23 protein-coding genes are annotated in these 24,732 nt (G+C 62.7%); 7 read left to right on the top strand and 16 right to left on the bottom strand.

The genetic code is table 11. The annotated features are described in order from the left end of the window. Positions 1-67: 67 nt before the first annotated feature. From IRZ31_RS01445 to IRZ31_RS01405, 9 genes are all read right to left on the bottom strand, one after another. On the bottom strand, positions 68-1,042 hold the full coding sequence (locus tag IRZ31_RS01445; protein WP_297148773.1) for a D-ribose ABC transporter substrate-binding protein: 975 nt from the start codon (positions 1,040-1,042) through the stop codon (positions 68-70). Positions 1,043-1,354: 312 nt separating this feature from the next. Then, positions 1,355-2,425, bottom strand: coding sequence for an ABC transporter permease (locus IRZ31_RS01440; RefSeq protein WP_297148771.1), 1,071 nt, complete (start codon positions 2,423-2,425; stop codon positions 1,355-1,357). 12 nt (positions 2,426-2,437) lie between these two features. Beyond that, complete coding sequence (locus tag IRZ31_RS01435; protein ID WP_297148770.1) at positions 2,438-4,111, bottom strand: sugar ABC transporter ATP-binding protein; 1,674 nt, start codon at positions 4,109-4,111, stop codon at positions 2,438-2,440. Beyond that, on the bottom strand, positions 4,108-4,842 hold the full coding sequence (locus IRZ31_RS01430; RefSeq protein WP_297148768.1) for a DUF2291 domain-containing protein: 735 nt from the start codon (positions 4,840-4,842) through the stop codon (positions 4,108-4,110). The genes IRZ31_RS01435 and IRZ31_RS01430 overlap by 4 nt, the downstream gene beginning before the upstream one ends. Before the next feature lie 89 nt (positions 4,843-4,931). Then, on the bottom strand, positions 4,932-5,945 hold the full coding sequence (locus IRZ31_RS01425) for a sugar-binding transcriptional regulator (RefSeq protein WP_297148766.1): 1,014 nt from the start codon (positions 5,943-5,945) through the stop codon (positions 4,932-4,934). Positions 5,946-5,981: 36 nt separating this feature from the next. Then, positions 5,982-7,481 carry a glycerol kinase GlpK gene (glpK, locus tag IRZ31_RS01420; RefSeq protein WP_297148764.1) on the bottom strand — a complete coding sequence of 500 codons (1,500 nt, stop codon included), beginning with the start codon at positions 7,479-7,481 and terminating at the stop codon, positions 5,982-5,984. Then, positions 7,478-8,425, bottom strand: coding sequence for a transketolase family protein (locus IRZ31_RS01415; RefSeq protein ID WP_297148761.1), 948 nt, complete (start codon positions 8,423-8,425; stop codon positions 7,478-7,480). Before IRZ31_RS01415 ends, glpK begins: the two co-directional genes overlap by 4 nt. Then, entirely contained in the window at positions 8,422-9,264 is an 843-nt protein-coding gene (locus IRZ31_RS01410; RefSeq protein WP_297148759.1) for a transketolase, read from the bottom strand. Before IRZ31_RS01410 ends, IRZ31_RS01415 begins: the two co-directional genes overlap by 4 nt. A gap of 2 nt (positions 9,265-9,266) precedes the next feature. After that, positions 9,267-10,262, bottom strand: a complete 996-nt coding sequence (locus IRZ31_RS01405) for a TIM barrel protein (RefSeq protein WP_297148757.1) — start codon at positions 10,260-10,262, stop codon at positions 9,267-9,269. A 297-nt stretch (positions 10,263-10,559) separates the two neighbouring features. On the opposite strand from IRZ31_RS01405, the gene IRZ31_RS01400 reads away from it, so the two are divergent. Next, the gene (locus IRZ31_RS01400) at positions 10,560-11,186 is read left to right on the top strand and encodes a sigma-70 family RNA polymerase sigma factor (protein ID WP_297148756.1); all 627 of its coding nucleotides are present in this window, start codon (positions 10,560-10,562) and stop codon (positions 11,184-11,186) included. A 129-nt stretch (positions 11,187-11,315) separates the two neighbouring features. Beyond that, complete coding sequence (locus IRZ31_RS01395) at positions 11,316-12,143, top strand: zf-HC2 domain-containing protein (protein WP_297148754.1); 828 nt, start codon at positions 11,316-11,318, stop codon at positions 12,141-12,143. A gap of 15 nt (positions 12,144-12,158) precedes the next feature. Here IRZ31_RS01395 and IRZ31_RS01390 read toward each other — a convergent pair whose 3' ends face one another. After that, positions 12,159-12,833, bottom strand: a complete 675-nt coding sequence (locus tag IRZ31_RS01390) for a TlpA disulfide reductase family protein (RefSeq protein ID WP_297148752.1) — start codon at positions 12,831-12,833, stop codon at positions 12,159-12,161. A gap of 141 nt (positions 12,834-12,974) precedes the next feature. Continuing rightward, positions 12,975-13,196, bottom strand: a complete 222-nt coding sequence (locus IRZ31_RS01385) for a helix-turn-helix transcriptional regulator (protein ID WP_297148751.1) — start codon at positions 13,194-13,196, stop codon at positions 12,975-12,977. Between the two features lie 132 nt (positions 13,197-13,328). Here IRZ31_RS01385 and IRZ31_RS01380 point away from each other — a divergent pair, with 132 nt between their 5' ends. From IRZ31_RS01380 to IRZ31_RS01370, 3 genes are all read left to right on the top strand, one after another. Continuing rightward, positions 13,329-13,583 carry a hypothetical protein gene (locus IRZ31_RS01380; RefSeq protein ID WP_297148749.1) on the top strand — a complete coding sequence of 85 codons (255 nt, stop codon included), beginning with the start codon at positions 13,329-13,331 and terminating at the stop codon, positions 13,581-13,583. 18 nt (positions 13,584-13,601) lie between these two features. Beyond that, on the top strand, positions 13,602-14,441 hold the full coding sequence (locus IRZ31_RS01375; protein ID WP_297148747.1) for a hypothetical protein: 840 nt from the start codon (positions 13,602-13,604) through the stop codon (positions 14,439-14,441). A gap of 203 nt (positions 14,442-14,644) precedes the next feature. Next, complete coding sequence (locus IRZ31_RS01370) at positions 14,645-15,427, top strand: hypothetical protein (RefSeq protein ID WP_297148745.1); 783 nt, start codon at positions 14,645-14,647, stop codon at positions 15,425-15,427. Between the two features lie 252 nt (positions 15,428-15,679). Here the strand turns inward: IRZ31_RS01370 and IRZ31_RS01365 are convergent, their stop codons facing one another. Continuing rightward, entirely contained in the window at positions 15,680-16,978 is a 1,299-nt protein-coding gene (locus IRZ31_RS01365) for a trypsin-like peptidase domain-containing protein (RefSeq protein WP_297148743.1), read from the bottom strand. A 438-nt stretch (positions 16,979-17,416) separates the two neighbouring features. On the opposite strand from IRZ31_RS01365, the gene IRZ31_RS01360 reads away from it, so the two are divergent. Then, complete coding sequence (locus IRZ31_RS01360) at positions 17,417-18,451, top strand: tetratricopeptide repeat protein (RefSeq protein WP_297148741.1); 1,035 nt, start codon at positions 17,417-17,419, stop codon at positions 18,449-18,451. A 125-nt stretch (positions 18,452-18,576) separates the two neighbouring features. Here the strand turns inward: IRZ31_RS01360 and IRZ31_RS01355 are convergent, their stop codons facing one another. Beyond that, the gene (locus IRZ31_RS01355) at positions 18,577-20,055 is read right to left on the bottom strand and encodes an HD domain-containing protein (protein ID WP_297148739.1); all 1,479 of its coding nucleotides are present in this window, start codon (positions 20,053-20,055) and stop codon (positions 18,577-18,579) included. Between the two features lie 349 nt (positions 20,056-20,404). Here IRZ31_RS01355 and IRZ31_RS01350 point away from each other — a divergent pair, with 349 nt between their 5' ends. Continuing rightward, positions 20,405-21,304, top strand: a complete 900-nt coding sequence (locus IRZ31_RS01350) for a Cof-type HAD-IIB family hydrolase (protein WP_297148737.1) — start codon at positions 20,405-20,407, stop codon at positions 21,302-21,304. On the opposite strand, the gene IRZ31_RS01345 is transcribed toward IRZ31_RS01350, so the two are convergent. The 3 genes from IRZ31_RS01345 to IRZ31_RS01335 form a co-directional block, all read right to left on the bottom strand. After that, positions 21,241-21,972 carry a dual specificity protein phosphatase gene (locus IRZ31_RS01345; RefSeq protein ID WP_297148735.1) on the bottom strand — a complete coding sequence of 244 codons (732 nt, stop codon included), beginning with the start codon at positions 21,970-21,972 and terminating at the stop codon, positions 21,241-21,243. The two genes, IRZ31_RS01350 and IRZ31_RS01345, sit on opposite strands and share 64 nt — an antisense overlap. Positions 21,973-22,144: 172 nt before the next feature. Further along, positions 22,145-23,128, bottom strand: coding sequence for a DUF1385 domain-containing protein (locus tag IRZ31_RS01340; RefSeq protein WP_297148732.1), 984 nt, complete (start codon positions 23,126-23,128; stop codon positions 22,145-22,147). After that, positions 23,125-24,465 (bottom strand): glycosyltransferase, encoded by a 1,341-nt coding sequence (locus IRZ31_RS01335; protein WP_297148729.1) that lies wholly within the window; start codon positions 24,463-24,465, stop codon positions 23,125-23,127. The genes IRZ31_RS01340 and IRZ31_RS01335 overlap by 4 nt, the downstream gene beginning before the upstream one ends. Positions 24,466-24,732 lie beyond the last annotated feature (267 nt).

Here is a 24,732-nt window from a genome sequence, read left to right as displayed (position 1 = left end):
AGAGAGGGCCGACAGGCCACTGCACACAGGCAGTAGCTGCCGGCCCCCCTTTCAGACACTCACTCGCTCACTTCGGTCCGAAAACCCCGAACTGATCGGCGTTCTGCGCCGTTACCAGAATACAATCGATCGACTGCTTCTCCGGTTGTCCTGTAGAACCGGTCTTGAGGTACTTATCGGCCTCATCCACGGCCAGTTGCGCAATATGCACCGCAGGCTGCAACACCGTCGCTTTGATGCCTCCCTGCTTGATAGAGGCAATCACATCGGGGCTGCCATCGAAGCCCACCACGATCACATTGGTCTTATGGGCCGCCTGCAGCGCCGCCCAGGCACCCAGCGCCATCGTATCGTTGCCCGAGATCACCCCCTTGATATCGGGATGCGCCTGCAGAATGGTCTGCATCTTCTGGAAGGCCTCCGTCTGATCCCAGTCGGCGCTCTGCTGGGCTACCATCTTCATCTGTGGATACTGATCGATGACATCGTGATAGCCGCGCGAGCGGATGGCCGCGTTCGTATCTGACTGCTTGCCGAGCAGCTCCACATAGTTGCCCTGCTCGCCCATCAGCTTCACGAACTCCTGGGCCCCCAGCGTCGCCCCCTGATAGTTATTGGAGACAATTTGGGCTACGGCCACCCCCGTGGCATTCATCTCGCGATCGATGAGGAAGACAGGCACGCCGGCGTTCTTGGCCTTGCGCACCGCGGCCACGGTTGCATCCGCGCCCGCATTGTCCAGAATGATGGCCGCCGCATGACGCGCGATGGCCGTGTCGATCAGCTGATTCTGCTTGTTGACATCATCATCGTGCGTGGCCGCCACCGTATCGTAGCCGAGCGCCTTGGCGCGGGCCACAGCGGCATCGGCCTCCGCTTTGAAGAAAATATTGTCGTAGGCTGGGGTGATAACGAAGATCAGTTTTTTCCCCCCGGAGCTGCCAGAAGTTGTCGACGATGACTGGCCCGAGCTGCCACAGGCAGCCAGGCTGAGGCTGACCAGCATCAGCACTGTCAGCAGATAAAGCATTCGTCGAAGCATAGTCGTTTCCCTTCCTTTCGGCACTCTTCTTTGAGAGATCCTGTCAGCTGCTCCCGTTGCACCTCGTTCTCAAGAGAGTGGGGCGAGAGCAACCCCTTCCTATCAGCCAGGTGAGCCACACCGCGAGCCATAAGGAGTGGGCGCGCGCTGTGTTGTCGTTCGTCCAGGCAGCTTCCTTGTGCCCGGCTGCTGAGAAGGCTGCACGGCCTGATGTTTGTTGTCCTCTGCCGATCCCTTGTTGGGACCAGCGCTGCTCTCCCTCCTTCCCAGGGTCTTCTTTCCCTTCTCGCTCACCCACCGCTAGCCCTTGGTTCAGGCCAGGGCGGCACGCTTCTGCCATCGCTGTTGCAGCTGATCGATGATGACCGCCAGGACAATCACGGCTCCCTTGATGACCATCTGCCAGAACTCGGAGACGCCGATCAGCACCAGGCCATCGCTGAGGACACCGATCACAAACGCGCCGATGATGCTGCCCAGGATCGTCCCCCGCCCACCGAAGAGCGAGGTCCCTCCCAACACCACCGCCGCGATGGCATTCAATTCATAGCTCTCGCCCGTCGCCGGCTGGGCCGCCTGCAGCTGCGAGGCAATGACCAGGCCCGTCATGGCCGCGCAGAAGCCGGAGATCACATAGACCAATAGCTTGACGCGGTGAACCCGTATGCCCGAGAGCTGGGCCGCCCGCTCGTTGCCGCCGATGGCATAGACTTGACGCCCGAAAGGCGTGCGGCTCGCCACAAAGGAGGCGACCACGCCAAACAGGATCATCAGCCAGATCGGCATTGGCACCCCCAGGACGTTCCCCGTTCCCAGGAAAGGGAAGCCCGTGTTGCCCAGCGAGGGATCGCCTCCCAGGTCGGGGAAGGTCGCCCCATTGGAGGTCAGCAAGGCCAGACCACGGGCCGCGTAGAGCATGCCCAGGGTGGCAATGAAGGGGGCCACGCTCAGGCGCGTGATGACCAGCCCGTTGACCAGACCCAGCACGATCCCCACCAGCAGGCCAATCAAGATCACCACCCAGACGTTGAAATAGACCACCACGCCAAACATGGGCAGCGGGAGCCCTTGACTGATCAAATAGCCGGCCACCATCGCCGTGAGTCCCACGATCGAGCCGACCGAGAGGTCGATCCCCGCTGTCAGGATGACAAACGACTGCCCAATGGCCAGAAGCGCATTGATCGAGACATGCTCGGCCACAATGGTCAGATCGTTGAGCGTCAGAAAGTCGGGCGAGAGCATCGAGAAAATGATCACCAGGATGATGAGCGCCACAAAGGCGCGCAACTGAAAGAGTAAGGTCTGAATCTGCCGCCGCTGCAGGGTGAAGCTGCGGCGGGCCGCCGGCTCGCGGCTGGTCACCGATGACGGATTGCGCATGGTCTCCCTCTTCTAGGCGTGTGGATGCGGCTGATCGCGCCGTTCTTTCGTGGCCGAGGCGGTGGGCGTGGCGACCTGGCTGCCGTCCGTGGTCCCCGTCTGCAGCCCGCCACCGGCTGCCCACTCGCCGGTTTCTGCCTGCTCAGAGGCTGGCCCCTGACCCAGCGAGGCAGCGGCCACCAGCGCCTCTTCGCTGGCTTCCTCACGGCGAAACTCGCCGGTCAGGCGTCCGCGCGCCAGGACCAGGATGCGGTCAGCGGCGCTCATGACTTCCCGCAGCTCGGAGGAGACGAAGAGGATGCCCAGCCCCTCGCCGGCCAGACGATTCATCAGGCGGAACAGATCGGCCTTGGCCCCAATGTCAATGCCTCGGGTCGGCTCATCCAGGAGGAGAACCCGCGGCTCCGTTAATAGCCCCCGGGCCACGACAACTTTCTGCTGATTGCCCCCACTGAGGGCCTCGATCAACGTCTGCGGCGAGGGGGTTTTAATGCCCAGGTCACTGATCAGACGACGGACCGCCGTCAGCTCCTTCTTACGCGAGAGCGCCAGGCCACTCAGATAGCGGCGCAGGCTCGCCAGGACCATGTTGTGGGCCACCGAGAGCGTCGGCACCAGCCCCTCACGCTGACGATCCTCGGGCACGAGCACCAGCCCCTCGGCGATGCGCTCGCCGACTGTGCGCCCGCGCACCGGCTGGCCGGCGATCCAGAGGGTGCCACTGGCTTCTGGATGGAGGCCCATCAGACACTCCAGCAGTTCGGTACGGCCCGCCCCCAGCAGGCCGTAGAGCGCCACAATCTCACCAGCACGCACCTGGAATGAAACATCGTCCAGCAGCAGCCCACCCCCAGGCCGCGGCAGGCTCAGATGCTCGACCCGTAGCAGCTCCTGACCAAGCGCATGCTCCTGATGGACATAGGTGTCGCTGACGCTGCGCCCAATCATCTGCTCCACGATCCAGTTGACGTCGATCTCACTGACGGGCGCCTCAGCCACGCGATGGCTATCGCGCAGGATCGTCACGTAGTCGCCAATGCGCAGCAGCTCCTCCAGCTTGTGCGAGATATAGATGATCGAGACCCCCTGCTCCTTCAGCTCACGGATGACCCGAAAGAGGATCTCCACTTCGGCGGTGGTCAGGGCCGAGGTCGGTTCGTCCATGATCAGAATGCGCACGTCGCGCGCCAGCGCCTTGGCAATCTCGACAATCTGCTGCTGCCCTAAACGCAGATTCCCCACGAACGCCTGGGGATCAATGGGCTGCTCCAGCCGCTCCAGGAGCCGTCTGGCCGCTTCTTGCTGGCGGCGCCGATCGACCAGGAAGCCGTGGCGACGCATGGCTTCATGATCGAGAAAGATGTTTTCGGCCACGCTCAGGTTGGGAAAGAGGTTCAGCTCCTGATAGATGATGCCGATGCCAGCGCGGGCCGCCTCGCGCGGTGACTTGAAATGGACTGGCTGTCCTTCCAGAAGCAGGCGACCACGGGTGGCGGTCTCCGCCCCCGCGATGATCTTCATTAAGGTCGACTTGCCCGCCCCGTTTTCGCCGATCAGGACGTTGACCTTGCCGCGATAGACGGTGAAGTCGACGTTGTCAAGGGCCACCGTGCCACCGTAGATCTTGGTGATGCCCTCGGCCCGCAGCACCACATCGGGGGCCATCTCGCGATCAGCTGCACTCATGAGCCGGAACCCTCCACCTGGAGTTTGACCGGAGCCACCAGAATGAATTGCGGATCAGTCAGGGCAAAGATGCCATAGAACTGGATGAGCTTCCCCTTGAGCTGGGTGGGGTGGATGCTCTGCGCCACCTGGACAGCCCGGGCGTTGAGGGCATCGGCCACCTGGGCATACTGGATCTGGTTGACGAATTGGCTGAAATGGATAAAACCGACGCCGTCGCGGATGGCGGTGCCCAGAATGACCGGCCCGATCTGCAGCGAGAGGTCGGCCTTGCCATCGTAGGGAGGCAGGTCCAGGTCAAGCGTGCCGTTGCGCGAGGAGGTATTGACACTGATGACGCGCCCGACGCCTTTGACCATGAAGGTATATGGGCCGTCACCTTCCTGATGGCCATAGCGCTGCTGGGCCGTCTGCTGGTTGGCCTTGAGAGCGGCCAGCACTTCGCTGGCGTCGTGGGCCTGCTGCACGACGGTCGGTACGACCCGACTGTCCCAGATCTGGTTGACATAGCTCGTGGGGTCGAAGGTCTGGGGGCCGCTGCCACCAGCGCTGCTGCTGGAGGCGTTCAGCGGGCGCACCGTGTACAGGCTGCAGGCCGAGAGGAGCAGACAGACCAGTAAGGCCAGCCCACCCCACAGCAACGGCAGCCGGCCACGGCTGCGCCGTCTGGAGGCCATCCGTGGCCGGTTGTCCTGCTTCGTGCGGCTCACTCTCTGAGCATGGTCGTACATAGAGTCCTCCCAACCGGGCAATGGTCGGTCGTTGTTGGGTTTCGCATTCCTGCACGCATGGCAGGTCGCCTGCTCTCGCTCTGGTCTAGTTAGTGCGCGGCAGCACTGGCACCACCGCCGCTCTCCGGGGGAGCAGCTTGCTCTTGTCTCTGCTCTACCAGCCAGCGCGCCGTCAGGTGATCGGTGATCAGAACATTGATCCAGCGCCCTTCGAGGGCACCCCGAATGGCTGCCTGCTTCCGCTCGCCGCCGGCGACCCCAACCGCATACTTGACGCGCTGCAATTGTTCCAGGCGCATCCCTATCACCCGCTCGTCAAGCGGTGTCACAACCGGACGCCCCTGGGCGTCGAAGAAGCGCAGCACGATGTCACCAACGGCTCCGTGCTCACGGAGTATGTGTAGCTCTTCGAGCGAAAAGATATTGCCGCTACTGGCCAGCAGTGCCGAAGGCTCGACAGCGCCGATGCCGACCAGCGCCACCGTGACGCTGTCGAAGAGCTGGTAGGCCTCGCGCACAAATGGATCTTCAAAGAAGATCTGGCGAGCCTCCGGTGAGCTGACGACGCCCGGCGCTGGCAGAAAGACGGCCTCTCCGTGCAGGAGTTCAGCCAGGCGACGCGTCAGCTGCGTGGCGTGGACCTCCGCCGCCGGGTTGCCGATGCCGCCCAGGATCTGAACCACTTTGGCCCGCGAGGGCTGCGTCAGCGGATGCATGGCGTCTACCATCGCCAGCAGCGAGGCGCTCCAGGAGGAGATCCCGACGATCTCTCCTGGCGTGATTTTGGACTCCAGCCAGAAGGCCGCCGCTCCTCCGATGGCCTGCAGTATTTGTTCGTTGTTAGCATCTTCTGGGCAATCTGCGACAATAGCCTCTTTGAGTCCATAGAGCGCCTCTAGCTGATTTTCAAGGTCGGTATAGACCCCTCGCGGCATGCTCACCGTAATACGCACAATCTGCTCTTGCTGAGCCCGCTTGAGCAGGCGTGAGACGTTGGACTGCGAGAGCTGCAGCCGCTCGGCAATTTCTACCTGCGAGAGGCCGCGCTCATAGTAGAGACTGGCAACCTTGGCCATCAAGCGCAGATCGTCAATGCGTGCCATAACGTGCGTTACTCCTTACGCCGGACAAGATCCTTCCTACCGGCGCTCTGCGGATCGGTGCAGCGTGGCGCGCGCGACCGCCTCTTGCCAGCCGCTGTAGTGGGCCTCGCGCTCCTCTGCAGGCAGGGTCGGCGCGAAGCGCTGACGGGGACGCGGCAGGGCAGCGATCTCCTCCTCGCTTGCCCAGAGACCCACCGCCAGACCGGCCAGATAGGCGGCTCCCAGCGCGGAAACATCAGCCGATTCACAGCGCAGCACCGGTCTGCCAATGATGTCGGCCTGAAATTGCATGAGCAGGTCGTTACGAGTGGCACCACCATCGGCAAGTAATACCTGGAGTTCAACGCCCGCTTCGGCCTGCATGGCGTCAAAGACGGCACGCACCTGATAGGCAATGGCCTCGACGGTGGCCCGCGCTAGCTGCGGCAGGGTGCTGGCCTGCGTCAGACCACAGATGAGGCCGCGCGCCTCTTTGTCCCAGTAGGGCGCTCCTAAGCCGCTGAGGGCGGGGACAAAGTAGAGGCCGCCGCTATCGGACGCGCTGGCGGCCAGGGCCGCTAACTCGACGACGGGATCGCTGAGGCCAAGGAAGCGCCCTAGCCACTCGACGGCGGCCCCGGTGACATAAATATTGCCTTCGAGGGCATAGGTGACGCGCTCGCCAATGGCCCAGGCGATAGTGGTCGAAAGCCCGCTCTGCGAGAGACGCAGCTCCGGGATCGGCGTCATAAGCGATGAGCCAGTACCATAGGTGGCTTTGACGGCGCCCGGCAGAAAGCCGGCCTGGCCAAAGAGGGCAGCGTGTGAGTCGCCGATCAGGGACGCCAGCGGTAGACCCTCCGGGATGGCTCCACAGGCCACGGTTCGGGCGTGAATGGCCGCCGAAGGCTCAACGACTGGCAGAATGGCCGCCGGTACACCGAGCAGCTGCAGCAGCTCCTCGTCCCAGTCACACCGCTGCAGATTGAAGAGCTGCGTACGCGAGGCGTTGGTCATGTCGCAGACATGAGCCGCTCCCCCGCTGAGCTGCCAGCAGAGCCAGCTATCGATGGTGCCTGCGCACAGTTCGCCAGCCTCAGCCCGCGCCAGGAGATCCTGCTCTTCCAACAGCCAGCGGATCTTTGTCCCGGAGAACATGGGGTCAATAGTGAGGCCGCTGCGCTCGCGAATGAATGGCTCCAGCCCCCGATCCTGTAGGGACTGGCAGAGCTGACGCGAGCGCTGACACTGCCAGCTCACACATGGCCCCAGGGGCCGACCGCTGGCCCGCTCCCAGAGCAAGACCGACTCGCGCTGGTTGCTGATGGCCACGGCCACCAGCTCTACGTTGGAACCGCCCTGCTCCAGACAGGCCGCACTGGCCTCTATCACACTCTGCCAGAGTTCCAGCGGGTCCTGCTCGACCCAGGCTGGGCGCGGGTAGCGCCGCTGTACAGGGCGGCTGGCCCGCGCGAGAACGTTGCCCGCGGCATCGACCAGCAACGCTTTGGTGTTGGTGGTTCCCTGATCAATGGCCAGGATCGCCGTCTGCTTCATTGCTCTGCTCTCGCCTTGAGAAGCTCTAACGCTGCGGCCCGAATGCCAGCAGGCGTCAGGCCGAAATGTTCTAAGAGGTACTCGGGCGAGCCGGTGGGCGCGAAGACGCCGGGCACGCCCAGGATACGCATCGGCACGGGATAGGTGGTCACCACAACCTCGGCGACCGCTCCTCCCAGTCCGCCATAGACGGTATGCTCTTCGACGGTGACGATGGCGCCACTGCGCCGCGCGGCCTCGATTACCGCCTCGCGATCCAGCGGGCGAATGGTCGCCATGTTGATCACTGCCGCCTCAATGCCGTCGTTGGCCAGCAACGCGGCGGCCTCCAGGGCCCGAGCGACCATTACCCCAGTGGCGATCAGCGCGACATCGCTTCCCTGACGCAGCCAGCTCGCTTTGCCGAGGCGGAAGCGATAGTCCGCCGGATGGACCTGCGGCACGGGCATACGGCTGATGCGCAGAAAGAAGGGGCCTGAGAGACGAGCGGCTTCGTGCACAGCTTGAGCGGTCTCCAGAGGATCGGCAGGCACGATGACGGTGAGATTGGCGATGGCGCGTGTCCAGGCCAGATCTTCGATTGAGTGATGGGTCGGCCCCAGCTCGCCGTAGGCCAGGCCGCTGCTCATGCCACAGAGCTTGACATTGGCCTGAGAGTAGGCCAGGTCAACCTTGATCTGTTCCAGGGCGCGCGCTGTCAGAAAGGGCGAGGCCCCGCTGACAAAGGGAATCTTGCCGCCGTTGGCCAGGCCGGCAGCCACCCCAACCATGTTTTGCTCGGCAATGCCCACGTTGACCAGCCGCTGCGGAAAGGCCGTCTTGAAGCCTTTGAGCTTGCTGGAGCCAAGGGAATCATTGATGACGACGACAATACGCGGGTCGTTGCGCGCCGCCTCTTCGAGCGCCTGGGCAAAGGCATCACGACAGTCGTAGAGCTGGCTCATCCGTACACCGCCTCCCGCAGCTCCTGTAAAGCCCGCTCGGCCTCTTCGGGCGTCGGTACTCGATGGTGCCAGTCAACATTGTCGCACATAAAGGAAACCCCTTGACCTTTGTGTGTGTAGGCAATCAGGCAGCGCGGACGCCCAGGCTCCCAGCTCTCGCTCTGTAGCATCTCCAGGAGTGCCGCGTAGTCGTGCCCGTCAACCTCGCGCACCGCCCAACCGAAGGCGCGCCACTTGTCGGCCAGCGGCTCCAGCCGGATGGTGTCCTCGGTTGGCGCTCCTTGCTGCAGTCGGTTACGATCGATGATGACGGTGAGATTGTCCAGTCCGTAGTGGGCCGCGGCCATCGCCGCCTCCCAGTTGCTGCCCTCCTGCAGCTCGCCGTCCCCGGTGAGCACATAGGTACGCCAGGCGGCCCCGTCAAGTCTGGCCGCCAGGGCTGCCCCGACCCCTATGGGGAGGCCGTGACCTAGCGGGCCAGTGCTGGCTTCAACCCCTGGCACCTTGGTGCGATCTGGGTGGCCGTTGAGACGCGAGAGGGGCTTCATGAAGGTCTCTAGCTCGCTCGTTGGGAAGAAACCCACTTCGGCAATGGTGTTGTAGAGGGCCCCAGCACAATGCCCCTTGCTCAGGATGAAGCGATCACGATCAGGAGCATCGGGATGCTGCGGGTCCACGCGCAGGACGGCAAAGTAGAGCGTGACCAGGATGTCAAGCGCGGAGAAGTCGCCGCCGATGTGCCCCATGCCAGCGCGCTGGATCATCACCAGGTCTCGCTGCCGTAAAAGGTTGGCTTTCCTGCGCAGGGCCGCAAGCTGGTCCTCACGATCCTGGGTCATGCTTACTCTTCGCCTCCGTCCAGTCCTAGCAGGGCCGCAAAGATGAGCTGCTGCGCCTGCAAGGCGTCTTGCTTCTCTTGGGCTTCCTTGAGGGCCGCCTGGTCGAGCCGCCGGCGCAGGCGCTCAAGAGCCTGGATACGCTTGATGCTGACACGCGCCGCCTCAACAGGATCTTCGCGGAAGGGAAACTGATCCAGCAGGATAGGACGCTGCCAGCCAATGCGCTCAACTGCTTGCAGAAATTCAATAGTTTCGATGAGGTGAATGGAGGCCACGGCCAGGTCGTCGTCCCATTCGCGCCAGTTGTCATTGACTTCGATGCTTGTCAGTTTGCCATGACGTGCGATCAACTGGAGCGCTTCCGCCGGCGTCTCCTTGGCGAAGAGGGAGTGGCCAAGGTCCATGACGATGCCGACGTTATTGACACCCATCTCTTGAATGGCCAGCAGGGTGCGCGCTGAGGAGCTGAGGACGAGATGAACTCGCGGTTCCTTGGCTTTGTATTCGATGGCGTATTGCATGTCGGGGTTGGCCTCAGCGACCGCCCGAATGCCGTTGACGGTGAAGTCCCAGAGCTGCAGGTGATCGGCCTGGAAGGGATAGTCATAGCCGTCTTGCCCAGGCCAGAATTTGACGTAATCGGCGCCAAGGACACGAGCGACATCCGTGGCTCGCTTGCCTAGATCAATGGCCTGCTGCCGCACCGCGGGATCAGGATGGGTGAAGCTGCCACGCGCGAAGCGCTGGTCATAGATGACTGGGGTCACGGCAATCGCGCGCAGACCGTTGCGCTCCAGCGCCTCTTTGACTTGCTCCAGGCTCAGGTCCTCTTCGGGAAAGGGATAGTTGATGTCTAGTCCGACCAGCCCTCCAACACGCCCGGCCCGCTCGATGGCCTCAATGGTTCCTACCGGCGGCCCGTAAGCGTTGGTGGCATAACGGTCGATGAACTGGCCGAAGAGCCAGATGCCTGCGCCAAACTGGAGGCCGTTGCTCATGATCGCTGTCTCCTCGTCTCTGAATAATTATTCAGCACTGAAAAAATATTCATTACGCTGATAAGTGTACCGGGACAGGGCCGTTCTGTCAAGAGGCCGGCACCAGCAATTTTTGATCTCTTGCTGATCGAGCGATCCATGCTGCTGTGGCCGGCCCCGGCTCCGCTGGCCTGGCCCGGCGATGCAGGGAGAAGCTGCAAGGCTGCCCTCTGTCTAGAAGAAGATGATGAGGATGTAGTCGCTGTTGCCTTTTTATGCTACACTGGAGAGGATCTGACCAGGAGGAGAGGCTGCTTGATGCACGCACGGCCAGACGCAGATGAGGTGGAGCTGCTCGCCCGGAGTCAGAGCGGCGACGTGAGCGCCTTTAACGAGTTGGTCCTGCGCTATCAGTCCAGCGTCTATAATGTGGCTCTGCGTATGCTGGGCGATGCGGACCTCGCCGCCGATATTGCACAGGACACCTTTCTTTCGGCTTTCCGCCATCTGGCAACCTTCCGCGGCGGGACGGCTTTTCGCTCCTGGCTGTTGCGCATCACCACCAACCTGGTCTACGACCACTGGCGCCGCCAACGCCGTCACCCAGATGAGTCGTTGGAGGCGGCCCGCGACGAGGATGATCCGCAGTCGCCGGTCACTCTGGCTCAGCTGGCTTCACCAGCGCTGGAGGCCAACCCGGAGCTGTACCTGCTCCATCAGGAGCTACAGGAACTCATCCAGCGCGGCCTGGCCGAGCTTCCCCCTGAGCAACGCCTGGCGGTGATCCTCTGTGATATCGAGGGACTCCCCTACGAGGAGATCGCGACGGTAACGCATACGACGCTGGGGACGGTGCGCTCGCGTATCGCGCGGGGCCGCGCCCGTCTGCGGACCTACCTGGCCCGCTATCAGGAACTTTTGCCGCGCCAGTTTCGTTCACCCTAAGAGGTGCTGGCTCTACTCTACACTACGTCACGGCAGGTGTGCCGCTGAGGAGATGAGGAAGGGGCAGCGCCACTGCGAGGCAGACTTGTCTGCAGAGGGGCATTTTTCTGGCACTGGAGTGAGAGAGTCGTGGCACAGGATCATCAGGAGCATCTGACACTTGAGCAGCTTTCAGCCTATCTGGACGGGGCCCTCTCTTCCGAGGAAGAGGCCTTCTGCGCTGCTCACCTGCCCCACTGTGCGTCATGCCGTTCAGAGTTGGCGAGTCTGCGCCTGACGCGCGATCTGCTGCGAGCACTGCCGCGTGCGACGCCGCCGCGCGCTTTTACGTTGACTCCTGAGCTGTTGCGCACCTCCTCCACGCCCGAATGGCAGGAGAGCGTGACATCTGACACATCGGCGGCTGCGGAGGAGCCTGTGGCCCTCTCAGCTCCCTTACCCTCAGCGCTCTCGCCTCAGAGACGTCAGCTACGGCCCACAGACGGAGCTGGCGCGAGACGCCAGAATCTGCGCCGCGTTGTACGGGTCCTCAGCGCTCTGGCGGCGGTGATCGCCCTGGCGCTGCTGCTCTCTGGGTTGCTGACCTCGTTGAGGGGAGGCTCGTCGAGCACTATGAGCACAGCAGTCCAGAGGGCGGCGGAGGCCTCCGCGACGCCACCTTTCGCTCAGCAAGAAGGCCCCGTTCGTACGCCTGCCGCTGCGACGGAGGGGCCGCGCGGGGTTCGACCAGGCTCGACGGGGACGCCCGCGTCCGCCAGCTCCACTGCCGAGAAGCAGCCGGATCGCAACCTCGCTGCTCTCCCGGAAGCGGCTCTGAGCACACCTGCGGAGCGCCTGCTGCTGGGGGGCTTGCTCTTGATCGTCGCTCTGATCGGCCTGCTGATGACGCGTAAGGCCCGCTCGCCCTCCTGGCCCGGCCACGACCAAGATGAGGCCAACAGACAGGCAGCTCATTAGAGAGAGACCCGGTCTTCAGGGAAGCTGAACCCCGATGTCGGCCAGGCCCTGACGCAGGCTCTGCTCGCTGAGTTCGGTAATGGCTACGGCGCGGACGATGCCCTGGCGATCGATAAAGTAGGTAGTGGGGATGGCTGTGATATGGTAGGCGGCGTTAACGTTGCCGCCGGCGTCGAAGAGCAAGGGATAGGTGACCTTGAAGGCTCGCCCAAAGCTGGCGATGTCTTCTTTGGGATCGGCCTGGTTGATGCCCAACAGGACAAAGGCGCCGTGCGCTCCATATTGTTCATAGGTGCGCTGGAGTAGCGGTACTTCGCGCCGACAGGGGTCGCAGGATTCCGACCAGAAGTTGATGACGACCGGATGGCCACGCAGAGCTTTGAGGCTGATGGTCGGGCCACCGCTCCCACCATAGACAGGCAGGGTGAAGTCCGGCGCCGGCTGCCCAACGGCAATGCCCGCGCTCGGCGTCTGGGCCGGAGCAGGCAGGAGGGTCAGCACAATGTAGCCTCCGGCCAGCAGGGCCACAAGGATCAGAACCCCCATAAAAATCAGGCGCCGCCGATCGCGCGGCCTCCCCACCTGCTGCTCGTAGTGGGCGGCTAGCTCGGCTTCAAATTCGCGCCGCTGCTCTCGCGCGAGTTGTCTCTCTGTCTGCTCTTTGCTGATGACTCCTCGTTTCTGTGCCATGCCTTCAACCTTGAGGGGTGTGCTACGCTTCGCTCAGGAGGGTCTGCCTCTTCGCTTCGTCCTCTTCCATACTATAGGCCGGGTCGCTCCCCTCGTGCAAGCTCTGGTCCTGGTACCACGCTTTTCTCCCTGCCTGCCCACTCAAGTCTCTCCTTCGGGAGGGTCCGGCACTTCTTCTAGCAGATCCGCGACATGTAGTCCCAGCGCTTTTGCCAGTTGCTCTAGTGTGTGTACCGTTGGGCTATAGCTCGGGTCATTGCAAATACGGTTAATGGTGCTAAAGGAGATGTCCGACATCCGCGAGAGCTTGCTCATGCTGATGCCACGCTGCGCCAGGATTTCTTTGACTTTCAGACGAACCATAGGGCCTTTCTCTTGCGCTAATCTGCCTTGATTATACAGGGGAGGTCTCTTGAAAAATCTATGTCACTTGTGATATTGTTGATTAGAAAGGTCATAAGTGATATTCCACATATGGAAGAAGGAGGACGGACCATGACCAGGAGCGAGGCAGAGGAGCTAGCGGAGCGCATCCGGCAGGACCAGGCGGCCAATGTTCGCGTCCACAGCATCGAAGAGGAGCCATATCAACCGGGGAACTACTATCTGGTTTGCTGCTATGAGAACGGCCTGCCTTTTGTTGTCCGTCATGAAGCCATGTGGCAGGAGCGCCGCCTTTATGGGGTCATGCGTCATCCGCTGGCCACGACGCCTCTGGGGACGGAGCAAGCACGTTTGGAGATTCTCTAGCAGAGCAGAGAGCCTCTGATGGCGAAGGTCGCGGGAGGGCGCCCGAGCGGGGCCAGGCCATTGGAGCATCTCTTACTGATCGATCATTGTTGTCATGCCTTGATGCAGGTTTTCTCGAAAGAAAGGAACGCCTTTATGCTCAGAAGAACCATGCTCGTGGCTTCGCCCTTCCTGGCCTCAGCCCTTACGGCTCCTGGGACCAGCGAGGACCCCACGCTGATCCTGGCCAGCAGCGATGTCGAAAGCTCGGCCCGTCTCCTGATCCGGGCAGCGACCCTGGCCCAGAGGGCTGGTCGTCTCAACGAAGCGTTGCGCCTGGCGCATGCCGCACGGGAGCTGGCCCGAGGTTTCCCCTACGAAGAAATTGCCTGTGCCTATCTGGCGGTGCTCTGGGGCGAACGCGCCCTGTTGCGCCAGGACCGTGGCGCCCTGGAGGAGGCCCAAGAGCTGGCGCGCCATCTGCGCGGGCGCCTGCTGCGCGATGGGGATCTGCAGCAGCTCCGCCTCCAGCTCGCCCTCTTCACCACTCCTAGCGCCTCCAGTCGGCTCAGCCAGTTGACGCTGGAGGTCTGGCAGCGCCCCGAGCTGATCCTCCTCGATGGGAGCTGGCACTGGGCTCGGGGCGGCTTCATTGTCAAGAGCCTGGAGGCTCTCATCCTCACGACCTACCTCGCCCAGGCCCGAGAACTCTTCCGCGCCTTCGAGCGCGAAGTCGCCAGCTTCCAGCTCTACGAGGCCCTACGCTGGGAGTGGAACGCCATCCGCCTCAGACTCCTTGCCCCTCCGGAAGAGCGGCGCACGTTTCGCCGGCTGGCCTGCGCCCGCGGCTATCTCCGCCAGGCCATCATTGCCCTCTGAGGAAGGCAGGCCAGGCAGGGCATGAGGAGCGCGCGTCAGCATCACAGCCAGCTCACAGGCGGTCGACGGGGAGACCAGCCAGCGAGGAGAGAGGGCGGCAGGCAGTGCAAGTTTGCATAGGTTTTTGTATAATCTACACGATCCAATCAAGATTTTGCAGGGTTCACCGCTCTCAATGGGGCACTGCCTGCGGGAGGCCATCTATGGAGACAGTTCTTCTAGTGAGCTTTGCCATCGTTAACGTCATTGTCACCGCCGCCTTTGCTGGCGTCGTCCTTGCCCAATATCTGCAACGTCATCGGCCCCATCAGCTCTACTGGTCCCTGGCACTGGCGATGGCCTTTGTGGCCACGCTGGCCTACGTCCTGATGATTCCTGCGCAGCCGACAAGCGCCCTGGGGATCATCCTCTTCCGCATCTACTATATTTTCGGTGCTGCCCTGACCTCAGCCTGGCTCGGCCTGGGCAGCATCGCGCTCGTCAGCAGCCGGCGCGTGACCCTGGCCTGTCTGATTGCGCTCGCCCTTGTTAGCCTGCTGGCCATCATCTCACTGGCCACGGCGGGCGTTGATCAGCAAGCCCTCAGCCATGTCATCGGCAGCTCGGGGCGTGGCGTTCTCCAGCTCGGCGCGGGTGTCGCTACCATTATCATCCTGAACACCGCTGGCGTAGTGGCTGTCGTCGGCGTGCTACTCTACTCGCTCTGGAAGCTGCTACGGCGCCAGCCTTCGATCCGTGGCCTGCAGACCAGTAACATCTTTTGGGGCAACATCCTGATTCTGGTCGGGGAGCTGCTCAACGCCGCCGCTGGCAGCTTCGCGCGCTTCATGGGACTGGAAAGCACTTTCTGGCTCTTTATGGCCCTGGGCTGGATCGTCTTCTTCTGCGGCGTTCTGCTCACCGGGCGCCGACCTCGACAGCCAGCGCCGGCCAGCACTACCGCGCCTGAAGTCCCGGCCTCCAGTCAGCAGCCAGTCTCATCTTAACACAGCGTTCCGGCTAACTCGTCACCGACCTGGACCCGGTTCGGCTCGTTTCGGGCATCTATTCGTCTGTCTGTCTGCTCCTGATGAGCCAACAAAACACAAGGAGGGAGCGAGCAAGAGAGATGCACTCAACCTCTCGCCTGCTCCCTCCCCACTGTCTGCACTCCACAGGATGGTCTGCCGAGCCGGCGCATCACCTCAGCCTGGCCAGGGAACCAGGTGCGGCACCAGCCAGGCTCAGCTCAGCTCAGCCTAGCTGCCGGCCTGCAGCTCGCCCAGGGTCACGGTGACTGTTAGCTGCTGGTTGCCACGGTAGACCGTTACCTTGGCGGTCTGGCCAGGACTCTTATTCACCAGGATATCGCTGAGCGACTGGTTATCGGTGACTTTCTGGCCATCGATAGCCACGATGATATCGCCCGCCCGCAGGCCCGCGCGGGCCGCTGGCCCATTGGCCGTGACTGAGACGATCAAGGAGCCATAGTCAACGGCCAGATTATCCTGAGCGGCCAACTGGGGTGTGACTGAGGCCACCCGCACGCCCAGGGCCGCCCGCCCTGTATGTGTCACCTGCCCCGTTGCAATAATCTGCTGCACAATGAAGCGCACCCGATTCGAGGGAATGGCAAAACCAACGCCGTTGGCTGGCGTATTGAACTCGGGATCAATAGCCGCCACCGTTGGGATACCAATGACATTGCCCGAGAGATCGACCAGCGCTCCGCCGCTATTGCCCGGGTTGATCGGGGCATCGGTCTGAATAGCGTTGGCGATCACCGCCGTTCCCTGGCCCTCCTCAGAGACCGTGCGACCCAGCGCGCTGATGATGCCGTGGGTCACCGTCTGCGTCTCGCCGAGAGGGTTCCCGATGGCAAGCACTTCCTGCCCCACCTGCAACTTCGAAGAGTCGCCCAGGGTGGCAACGGTGATGTTGCTTGGCGGATTGATCTTGACTACCGCCAGATCGTCGGCGGGATCAGTGCCGGCCACCTGGGCTGTCAGGTGGGTGCCATCGGCCATCACGACCTCAATCTGCTGGGCGCTTTCCACCACATGGTAGTTGGTCACGATGTAGCCGCGCTTGTCAATGATGACGCCGGAGCCGATGCCCGAGGCGCCCGAGGCCGTCGAGACATTGATCTGCACCACAGCAGGCTGGACCTTGGCAATGGCGGCCTCTCGCGCCTGCTCGTCGGTCGTCACCACCTTGGTGGTGGTAGTGCTGCTGCTACTGCCCGTCTGCAACGTCGCCGAGGCGACACCGTTGGCATTGCCAAACTGCCAGCCGGCGGCGAAGAGCAGTCCACCGAGGACCACGGCCAGGACCAGGGTGATCAGCACAGCGCGGAACGAGGAGCCGCGTCGAGGCGGCGACGCCGGTGGCATAAGCGGTCCGCCTCCTCCATAATACGGGCTGCCCGCAGACATCGCCGGATCACCCGGCCCACCCGTTCCCGCTGCACCTTCACTCGGGCGATATTGAGCAGCCACTACTTGCTGATTGTAGGGATCGGTCATCCCTGCTTCGTCTTCTGCGTGCGGATTATACATGAGCCTGCAACCTCCGTCGATACTCTCTCCCGACACTGCTTTCTATAATACTACTAAAGAGAAGGTTCCTGGCGAGACAGTGGGCAGGCAAAGCAGGGCACGAAGCTTGCTCGCTCGTCGCTTCGTGCGCACCAGGCCGTCTATCAGGCGGTCCCCGGCCACGCTGCCTCTGCTATGTACGCTCATAGAGGATGATGTCGATCACAACCGGGTTCGCGCCTTTGTGTTTCTGCCCTGTACTATAGCGGGAGATCGTCAGAGATTCCTCAGAGATGTGTAAAGGATTTGTAAGCCAGCAGCAGGATGAGAGCGCAAGCAATGCCGGAGATCCCTCTTGCCCGGACGCTCCTTCTCATGAGATAATGGCACCTACAGATAGCGAGGCTGCGCACTCTGCTTGCAGGACAGAGAGGTGGCAGCCTTCAAGGCAGAAAAGGAATGGCAGAGAAGCAAACACCCCAAGGGGGACAAAGGCATTCAACCGTCGAGGACCTCTGTTATGAGGCCAGAGAACAGCTCCAGCACCGTAACTGGCAGGCCGCCGCTGCCAGCTATCAGCAGCTGCTGGCACTCAATCCAGAAGATGAGGAGGCCTTAATCGGGCTGGCCCTCGCCCTCGACGGCAGCGGAGCCTATGAGCAGATGCTGGCCGTCAGCGAGCAGGCGCTGGAGCTGCAGCCTCATTCTGCCCTGGCCCTGGCATGCAAGGCGCGGGCTCTGCAAAAGCTGGAGCGCCTCTCCGAGGCCACGATCGCCAATGATCAGGCCCTGTTGCTCAATCACCAGCTGGCGCTCGCCTGGCTCAACCGCAGCGGCCTGCAAATCCTCCAGCAGCGTTTTCCCGAGGCCCTGCGCAGCGCCGAGCGCGCGCTGGAGCTTGATCCCAATGACGCCCGCGCCTGGGCCAACAAGGGTACGGCTCTGCTCAATCTCAATCGGCTCTCCGAGGCCCTCGAAGCCTTCAATCAGAGCCTGGTCCGCGACCCCGACTATCTCTTTGTTCTTCAGATGAAAGGCGAGCTACTACGGCGCCTGGGCCGCCCCCAGGAAGCGCGCGAACTGATGCATCGCGCTCTGCAGCTCGCCCCGAACGATCCTCTCTCGTTGTCGCTGCTGGCTCAGGTCCTGCGCGCTCTCGGCGAGATGGAAGAGCTGTTCGAGGTCACCAGCCAGCTGACACACCTGACCCCTGGTAGCCTGCTGGCCTGGGAGATGCACATGCGAGCCTTGCGCAGTTTGGGACGCTTCGAGGAAGCCATCGAGGCCATCGAGCGCGTGCTGGAGCTTGATCCGCATAATGTGCGCTTCTGGACCATCAAGGCCGATAATCTTTATCGCCTGGGCCGCTACCGCGAGGCGGCTCGCGTCGCCAGCTACGCCTTGCAGCTGGCCCCCGATTATCGTCCGGCCCAGCGCATTCACGAAAAAGCCGTACGCCTGATGTATCAGCACAAAGAGCGTCGCCTGCGCTGAGGACGCGCGCCCTCCCGGCTCTGGCCTGGCCAGCTCGGGCAGGCCGCGGCTATTTCTGGCTCTCAGTGCAGGTCAGGCGCCCTAGCTGCTCAGGCGCCCTAGCTGCTCGGGCTGCTCTTACTCGACTACATCGCCAGCAGTCGCTGCAGCAAGGGGAGCAGCAGATCCTGGCGATGAGCGCGCAGCGGCGCTCGCAGACGCTCGGGCACCAGCACCCGAATGCGCCGCTGATGTAGCTCGTAGCGCGCCAGATCATCTGGCTGCAGGCCCGTCGCCTGGACCCAGGTCACCAGGGCCTCCATCCCTACCGGCGGATTGGCGAACCAGACCCAGACATCCATCTCCCAATTGACCGGGCGCGGAATATCGATCAGCACCTCGTAGTCGGCGATCTCCGTCTCCAAAGCCCGCGCTAATTCCGCTGCCAGAGCCTGCTCAACGCGTCGCCGGCGCTGGGCATCCCAGTAGAGAGCATCCAGACGCTGGAAGAGCTGACCCGCCGGGCGACTGATCTCCAGCGCATCCTTATAGGGTCGGCGCAGCTCCAGAGCTTCCGTTAGCGCCCGTGAGGCTGGCGGCATCTGTGGCTCAGCCAGCAGAGTCAGCAGGGAGGCATCGTCTAGCCCGGTCAACCGCTCGGCGCTCAGTGCCCCCGTCAGAAGCGCCTCCTGCACAGCCCGCATCAGCATGACCTGAAAGGCCCGATTGGTATGGTGCCAATAGATATTGTCAAACATCTCCTGGCGGGCGTGCAGCAACGAATGCAGTGGACTAATCCCCTTATGCGTCACAACGATGCGCCGCTGCCCCTGAACATTGGGATGGACACGCAGCGCCCCCTGCAGCCGCGCCACATCGACGCCTCCATAGGGCACATTGCAGGCGCGCGCATCTCGCGGCAGATAGTCCAGCTTGTCGACATCCAAAGCCCCACTCAGCAGACTGTGTAGCAGCTCGTCATCCTCGGGCAAGCGCTTGCCCGGCGGCGGATCGATAAAGTCCGCCACCCGTTCGGGAGAGAGCTGGTACTCCTCTTCCAGGATCGCAGCAATCTCACTATTCTCAATGATCGAGCGTCCGACGCGCTCATGGGCAATGATCGGATGGCCCAGCTCCTCAATGACGTGCGAAAACGGATAGTGCCCGATATCGTGGAGCAGGGCCGCCACAATGAGCGTCTGCACACTCTTGAGGGAGACGCCGTAGAGGCCACCGTTGCTGCCGCGCTGAAGCAGCGCCCGTACGGCGCGCACGGCCAGATGGTAGCAACCCAGGCTATGCTCATAGCGTGTATGCGTCGCCCCCGGCCAGATGCGATAGACAAAGCCCAACTGCTTGACCTTCTGTAGACGCAAGAAGGGGGCACTGCTGATCAGCTTGATTTCGCGCGGACCAAGAGGGATCAGATCATAGAGGCTATCGCGCACCGTGCTGACGGGTTCTTCGTCGGGTAGAAGCGGCAGGCCACGGTGATCGCGCCAGGGCTGCCACATCCCCGGCTGCGCCACCTCTGGCCCCACCAGCGCCGCCACTTCCTCCGCCTCCGCCAGCGCTCCTTGACGCTCAAGTGCGAGCGAATCTGTTGCTTGTTCCTTTGTGCTCATGCTTCGATTCTACCAGCTTCCTGGCCGGGAGAGCCAGTCTCACCCTGTCATAGCCTGGCACTGGCAGGACCGGCATAGGACCAGCCAGCCAGGCAAGCGCAAGCAGTCAGGGAGTGGCGGGCCGCTCAGACGGGCCAGTACTCTTGCCCTAGCAATGGCCCCCTGTGCTTGCATTCCCCCAAAGCGGCGCCTATAATAGGTCTGTCTTTCAGGGAAGCCAGACAGCGTGCTGTGCAAGCGACGGGCGCTTTATTCCCGTCGCTTTCTCATTTGTGTTGTGCTTTCCTGCCCACACCCATTTTTTTCTATCTGTCTCTGGAATATGTGGAAAGAGGGAGAACAAGCATTGATGACCACGCCACCAGCTCAACCGACCTGCAAGCTGCTGGTGATCGATATCGACGGCACGCTGCTGACGCCCGGGGGCGAGATTACGGCGGGAACGCGCGCCGCCATTGCCGAGGCCCGGGCTGCCGGCGTCATCGTGACCCTGGCCACCGCCCGCCGCTATGGCAACACCGCCAGCATTGCGCACGAGCTGGCCTTAACTGCGCCGCTGATTCTCTACGACGGCGCCCTGATCGTTGAGCATCCCAGCGGGCGCGTCCTCTATAGCAACCCGCTACCGGATCAGGTCGCCCAACAGGGCATCTCGCTCTTCCTGGCCGAAGGCTTGCAGCCGGTGATTCAGCCGCTCGGCGACCCTCTGCACGAGGAAGTATGGACCGGCCCCGCCGAGCTGGATTCTCCCTGGCAACAGATTTACTTTACGGTCCACGCCGCCGAGTTGCGTCGGCTGCCGCGTGAGCAGCTGCTGAGGCCGAGCAAGCCAGTGCTGCGCCTGGTGGCCCTGGAGGCCCCGGAGCGGCTCCGCCTGCTGGTGCCAGCCGTGGCCGCGCTTGACTGCTCCTGGCTCCTGTTGGAGCGCGGCAACTACCAGTGTGGGGAGCTGTCCCTGTTGCGCGCCGGCTGCTCTAAGGCCACTGCGGTGGCCGCCCTGGCCGAGCGGCTACACATCCCGCTGACCGAGGTCATGGCCATCGGCGACAACGAGAACGATATAGGCATGCTCTCGCGGGTTGGCTTCGGGATAGCAATGGGTCAGGCCAGCGCCGCAGTCAAACAGGCCGCCCGCGCAACAACCACCAGCAACAGCGAGGATGGTGTGGCCCACGCCATCGAGCGCTACTTGCTCCGCGCGGCCCGCACCAGCGATTCGAATTCGCGCAGCCGCTCGACTTGCTTGTGATTCGGGGCCGCCTGCCAGCGCCGCTGCTGCACCAGCGCCAGGGCATCGCGCGCATGCATGCCCCCATAGACGAGAACGGCGCAGGCCAGCAGGGCGCTGCGACCTACCCCATGCTCACAATGGACGAGCACACGCCCGCCGCGCTGGATGCGCTCGTTGACCCAGCGGGCCCCCTCCAGCAGCTGCTCTAGCGAGAGCGGCTGCGTATCGGGCGTGGGCAAATGGAGCAGTTCAATACCAGCCCTGGCCAGGGCCTGGCGATCATCGACATACTCAGCACGCGTATCGACGACATGGGTGACGCCCAGACGCGCCAGCGCCTTGATGTCTTGTGGGTGGATACGCCCCCCAACTGCCAGCTGATCCGTGATCCAACTCAGGTTGAGCTGATCAGGGAGAGGAATATGCAGGGCACGCGCCAGCCGCTCGCTCGGCGAGTTCTCCGGGAAGAGACGGGCCGCAATGCGCGTCCAGCGACGATAGAGGACGCGAATAACCCCGGTCAAGGCCCAGCGCCAGCGCGAGAATTGGAGATGTGGGGTCTCATCGGCTTGCGGGATCGCCGTCACCGTCGGCGCCGGTGGATCAGCGTAGACAGGACTCCCCACGAGCGGCTGCTGCGGTGTATTGCCTTCTTTTAGCTGTTCGCTCGTCTGCTTCTGCTCCATGCTCTCTATAAGAAATGCCCCCTCATCTTCATTTTCATCCTTATCGCTTCACCTCGTCTCCTCCCACCGCAGCCCTCCTGCGCGACGCCCTGGCCACCAGGGGCAGTCAGAGCCTCCACGGTGCCTGAACTGGACCTGGACCAATCAGGTCAGACGCACCGCTTCGCCTGGGCTAGAGCGAGGCCACTAACGGTGGCAAGTCAGCGGCCTGTCCTCGCTCTTCGGCAGCGTCGCGCTGCATAACGCGCTCTAGCGCCACGATTGCACACTCTATCATGCTATCATCAGGCTCGCGCGTCGTCAAACCCTGAAGCGCCAGGCTAGGAGTTAACAGCAAGCGTACCGGCGCCAGATGGTACCAGGCCGCTCCCAGACGCAAAAGTTCGTAGGCGACAGCCGCGATGACGGGCACAAGCAGCACGCGGGAGAGAAACCGCAACCAGAGGGAGGGGAAGCCAAACAGGGCAAAGACCACAATTGAGACAACAACGACCAGGAGCAGGAAACCGGTGCCGCAGCGCGTGTGCACTCGCGAGGCGGTGCGCACGTGGGGCACATCGAGCGGCTCGCCCTGCTCCATCGCATTGATGGCCTTATGCTCAGCCCCGTGGTAGCCGAAAACGCGCTGGATCTCGGCCAGGCGCCCGATCAGGAGCAAATAGCCGATGAGGAGCACCAGGCGGATCAACCCCTCCAGCAAGAGATTAAGCCAGCCGCTCCCAGGAGGCAGCGGCACCAGACCGGCGAGAAAGACCGGTAGCAGGAAGAAGAGCGCGATAGCGAAGCCGAGCGAGATCACCAGCGTACCGGCCATAGTCACCCCCCCAGCTCGCGCCGGCTTCTGCTCCTCCGCAGTCTCGCCATTCCTGGCCGACTCCTCCAGCCCCAGTGCGATGTTGGTCGAGAGCGCCATCATGCGCGTCCCCAGAACCAGCGTCTCCCACAGGAGCAAGAGGCCTCGCAGAAACGGAAGACGAAACAGGGGATTGCGATAGAGCCGCGGCTGCAGCGGCTCCTCGTAGAGGTAGATACTGCCATCAGGGCGGCGCACGGCCATCGCGACCGAGGTGCGTCCGCGCATCATGACGCCCTCCATGACGGCCTGTCCACCGTAGTAAAATTTGGAGAAACTCGCTTTGAAGCGCTTGGCCATCATCTTCCCTTCACTTTGGCAGTAGCAACCTGGGTCACAACCTGCCGATCTTCCCAGGGGCCAGGCTGGCCTGGCGGCGGCAGGTAGCTGAGAATGAGGCGGGCGATGTCAAAGGCCGCCTGTGGACGGCTCAGGCGCCGCGCGTTCTCGATTCGCTGCTGCAGAAGGGTCGATCCCGGCTCCAGCAACTCTTGCAGCGCCTGCACCAACTGGTGTGGCTCCCGCGCCAGGACTCCCACGCCGTTGCGCTCAACGAAAGTGACGTTGCCCTCCTCTTGACCAGGAACGTAGCCGCTGAGGATGATGGGCAGGTTACAAGAGAGAGCCTCGCAAATGCTGCCTGGGCCAGCCTTGGTGACGATGACATCAGCAGCATGCATCAGTTCGGGCATATTGGTCACAAAGCCCATGATTTTGGCGGGCACCTGCCACTTCCTCTGCTCTTTCTGCAACTGTGTATAGAGGCGCCGATTGCGCCCTGTGACGACCAGCAGCTGCACCGGTAGCCGCGCCTGGGAGATGGCTTCAACCGCGGTGCGCAGGCCGCCGCTGCCCTCGCCCCCTCCGACCAGCAGCACCACCGGACGCTCCGGCTCCAGTCCAAGCTGCGCCCGCAGCTCTTCACGGCTGGCTACGGGCAGGGTAAAGCGCGGGTGAATCGGCATGCCGAGGAGATGGACGCGCTCCGGGTCCAGCCCACGTGCCAGATAGAGCTGCCTGGTCTCTTCGGTGGGAACGACGTAGGCTGTGGCGCCTTCAGTAAACCAGGAATGATGAGCTGAGATGAGATCGGTGACAACGACAAGGAAGGGCACCGGGCGCGCCAGATGCCGCAGCGCGGCCACAGTGACATAGTTGAGCAAAGGATGAACTGAGACAATGACGTCAGGTCGCAGCTCGCTGAGGCGCCGCTCCAGTCTCTTGAGCATCAGAGGGCTGAGAAGGTGCTGCACTTCGTTGATGCGTCCGGGATGATTGGAAAGATGGAAGATCAGCCCATAGAGGCCAGGCGTGTAACGACTGGCCGGACCATACAGCCTGGCAAACTGGCGCAGGGGGAAGGCTCCACATTCCTCAAAGGCTTCGACAATCTCAAGCCTGAGCTGCGTACCAGCCTCTCCTGCGCCTGATCCGGCCCTGGCCCTGCCATCAGCTCCATTGCCCGGGTCTGGTCGGGCATCCGCCGTTGTTTTCGCCTCGTTTCGCTCTACTCGCCCGCTGTCTCCATTGCTCGCTGCGCGCTCCTGTAGCAGCTGAATGGCGCTGCTGATGGCCAGGGCCGCACTACGATGGCCTCCTCCCGTATCGGAGATCAGAAACACAATACAGCGTTGACTCACTGGGGCACGCTCCCCCTTCCGTTCACTGCCCGGCTCCCTGGCAGGAGCCGGTAGGCCGAGTATAGCATAGCCCAGAACAGAGAAGCAAGCAGCACTCGCTCCCGCTGCTCCTGCATGATATAACACCGTGTGCGCGGATAGGGCGGCAGACAGCAAAGCCGATCGCCTGCCCAGGGAGCGCACGCAGCCCTCCTCAGTTCAGCTCAATCTCGCTGAGCCAAATGAGACGGGAGCGCGCGACGGCAGGTAGGCGATCGGCCCGTTCCA

The sequence above is a fragment of the Thermogemmatispora sp. genome (genome assembly GCF_019683635.1).
Taxonomy (GTDB): domain Bacteria; phylum Chloroflexota; class Ktedonobacteria; order Ktedonobacterales; family Ktedonobacteraceae; genus Thermogemmatispora.
This window is presented reverse-complemented; position numbering and strand designations above follow the sequence as displayed.

Bases quoted from the DNA above. Each gene is read 5' to 3' on its own strand.
- IRZ31_RS01445 (WP_297148773.1), bottom strand. From the start codon at position 1,042: ATGCTTCGACGAATGCTTTATCTGCTGACAGTGCTGATGCTGGTCAGC.
- IRZ31_RS01440 (WP_297148771.1), bottom strand. From the start codon at position 2,425: ATGCGCAATCCGTCATCGGTGACCAGCCGCGAGCCGGCGGCCCGCCGC.
- IRZ31_RS01435 (WP_297148770.1), bottom strand. From the start codon at position 4,111: ATGAGTGCAGCTGATCGCGAGATGGCCCCCGATGTGGTGCTGCGGGCC.
- IRZ31_RS01430 (WP_297148768.1), bottom strand. From the start codon at position 4,842: ATGTACGACCATGCTCAGAGAGTGAGCCGCACGAAGCAGGACAACCGG.
- IRZ31_RS01425 (WP_297148766.1), bottom strand. From the start codon at position 5,945: ATGGCACGCATTGACGATCTGCGCTTGATGGCCAAGGTTGCCAGTCTC.
- glpK (WP_297148764.1), bottom strand. From the start codon at position 7,481: ATGAAGCAGACGGCGATCCTGGCCATTGATCAGGGAACCACCAACACC.
- IRZ31_RS01415 (WP_297148761.1), bottom strand. From the start codon at position 8,425: ATGAGCCAGCTCTACGACTGTCGTGATGCCTTTGCCCAGGCGCTCGAA.
- IRZ31_RS01410 (WP_297148759.1), bottom strand. From the start codon at position 9,264: ATGACCCAGGATCGTGAGGACCAGCTTGCGGCCCTGCGCAGGAAAGCC.
- IRZ31_RS01405 (WP_297148757.1), bottom strand. From the start codon at position 10,262: ATGAGCAACGGCCTCCAGTTTGGCGCAGGCATCTGGCTCTTCGGCCAG.
- IRZ31_RS01400 (WP_297148756.1), top strand. From the start codon at position 10,560: ATGCACGCACGGCCAGACGCAGATGAGGTGGAGCTGCTCGCCCGGAGT.
- IRZ31_RS01390 (WP_297148752.1), bottom strand. From the start codon at position 12,833: ATGGCACAGAAACGAGGAGTCATCAGCAAAGAGCAGACAGAGAGACAA.
- IRZ31_RS01385 (WP_297148751.1), bottom strand. From the start codon at position 13,196: ATGGTTCGTCTGAAAGTCAAAGAAATCCTGGCGCAGCGTGGCATCAGC.
- IRZ31_RS01380 (WP_297148749.1), top strand. From the start codon at position 13,329: ATGACCAGGAGCGAGGCAGAGGAGCTAGCGGAGCGCATCCGGCAGGAC.
- IRZ31_RS01375 (WP_297148747.1), top strand. From the start codon at position 13,602: ATGGCGAAGGTCGCGGGAGGGCGCCCGAGCGGGGCCAGGCCATTGGAG.
- IRZ31_RS01370 (WP_297148745.1), top strand. From the start codon at position 14,645: ATGGAGACAGTTCTTCTAGTGAGCTTTGCCATCGTTAACGTCATTGTC.
- IRZ31_RS01365 (WP_297148743.1), bottom strand. From the start codon at position 16,978: ATGTATAATCCGCACGCAGAAGACGAAGCAGGGATGACCGATCCCTAC.
- IRZ31_RS01360 (WP_297148741.1), top strand. From the start codon at position 17,417: ATGGCAGAGAAGCAAACACCCCAAGGGGGACAAAGGCATTCAACCGTC.
- IRZ31_RS01355 (WP_297148739.1), bottom strand. From the start codon at position 20,055: ATGAGCACAAAGGAACAAGCAACAGATTCGCTCGCACTTGAGCGTCAA.
- IRZ31_RS01350 (WP_297148737.1), top strand. From the start codon at position 20,405: ATGACCACGCCACCAGCTCAACCGACCTGCAAGCTGCTGGTGATCGAT.
- IRZ31_RS01345 (WP_297148735.1), bottom strand. From the start codon at position 21,972: ATGGAGCAGAAGCAGACGAGCGAACAGCTAAAAGAAGGCAATACACCG.
- IRZ31_RS01340 (WP_297148732.1), bottom strand. From the start codon at position 23,128: ATGATGGCCAAGCGCTTCAAAGCGAGTTTCTCCAAATTTTACTACGGT.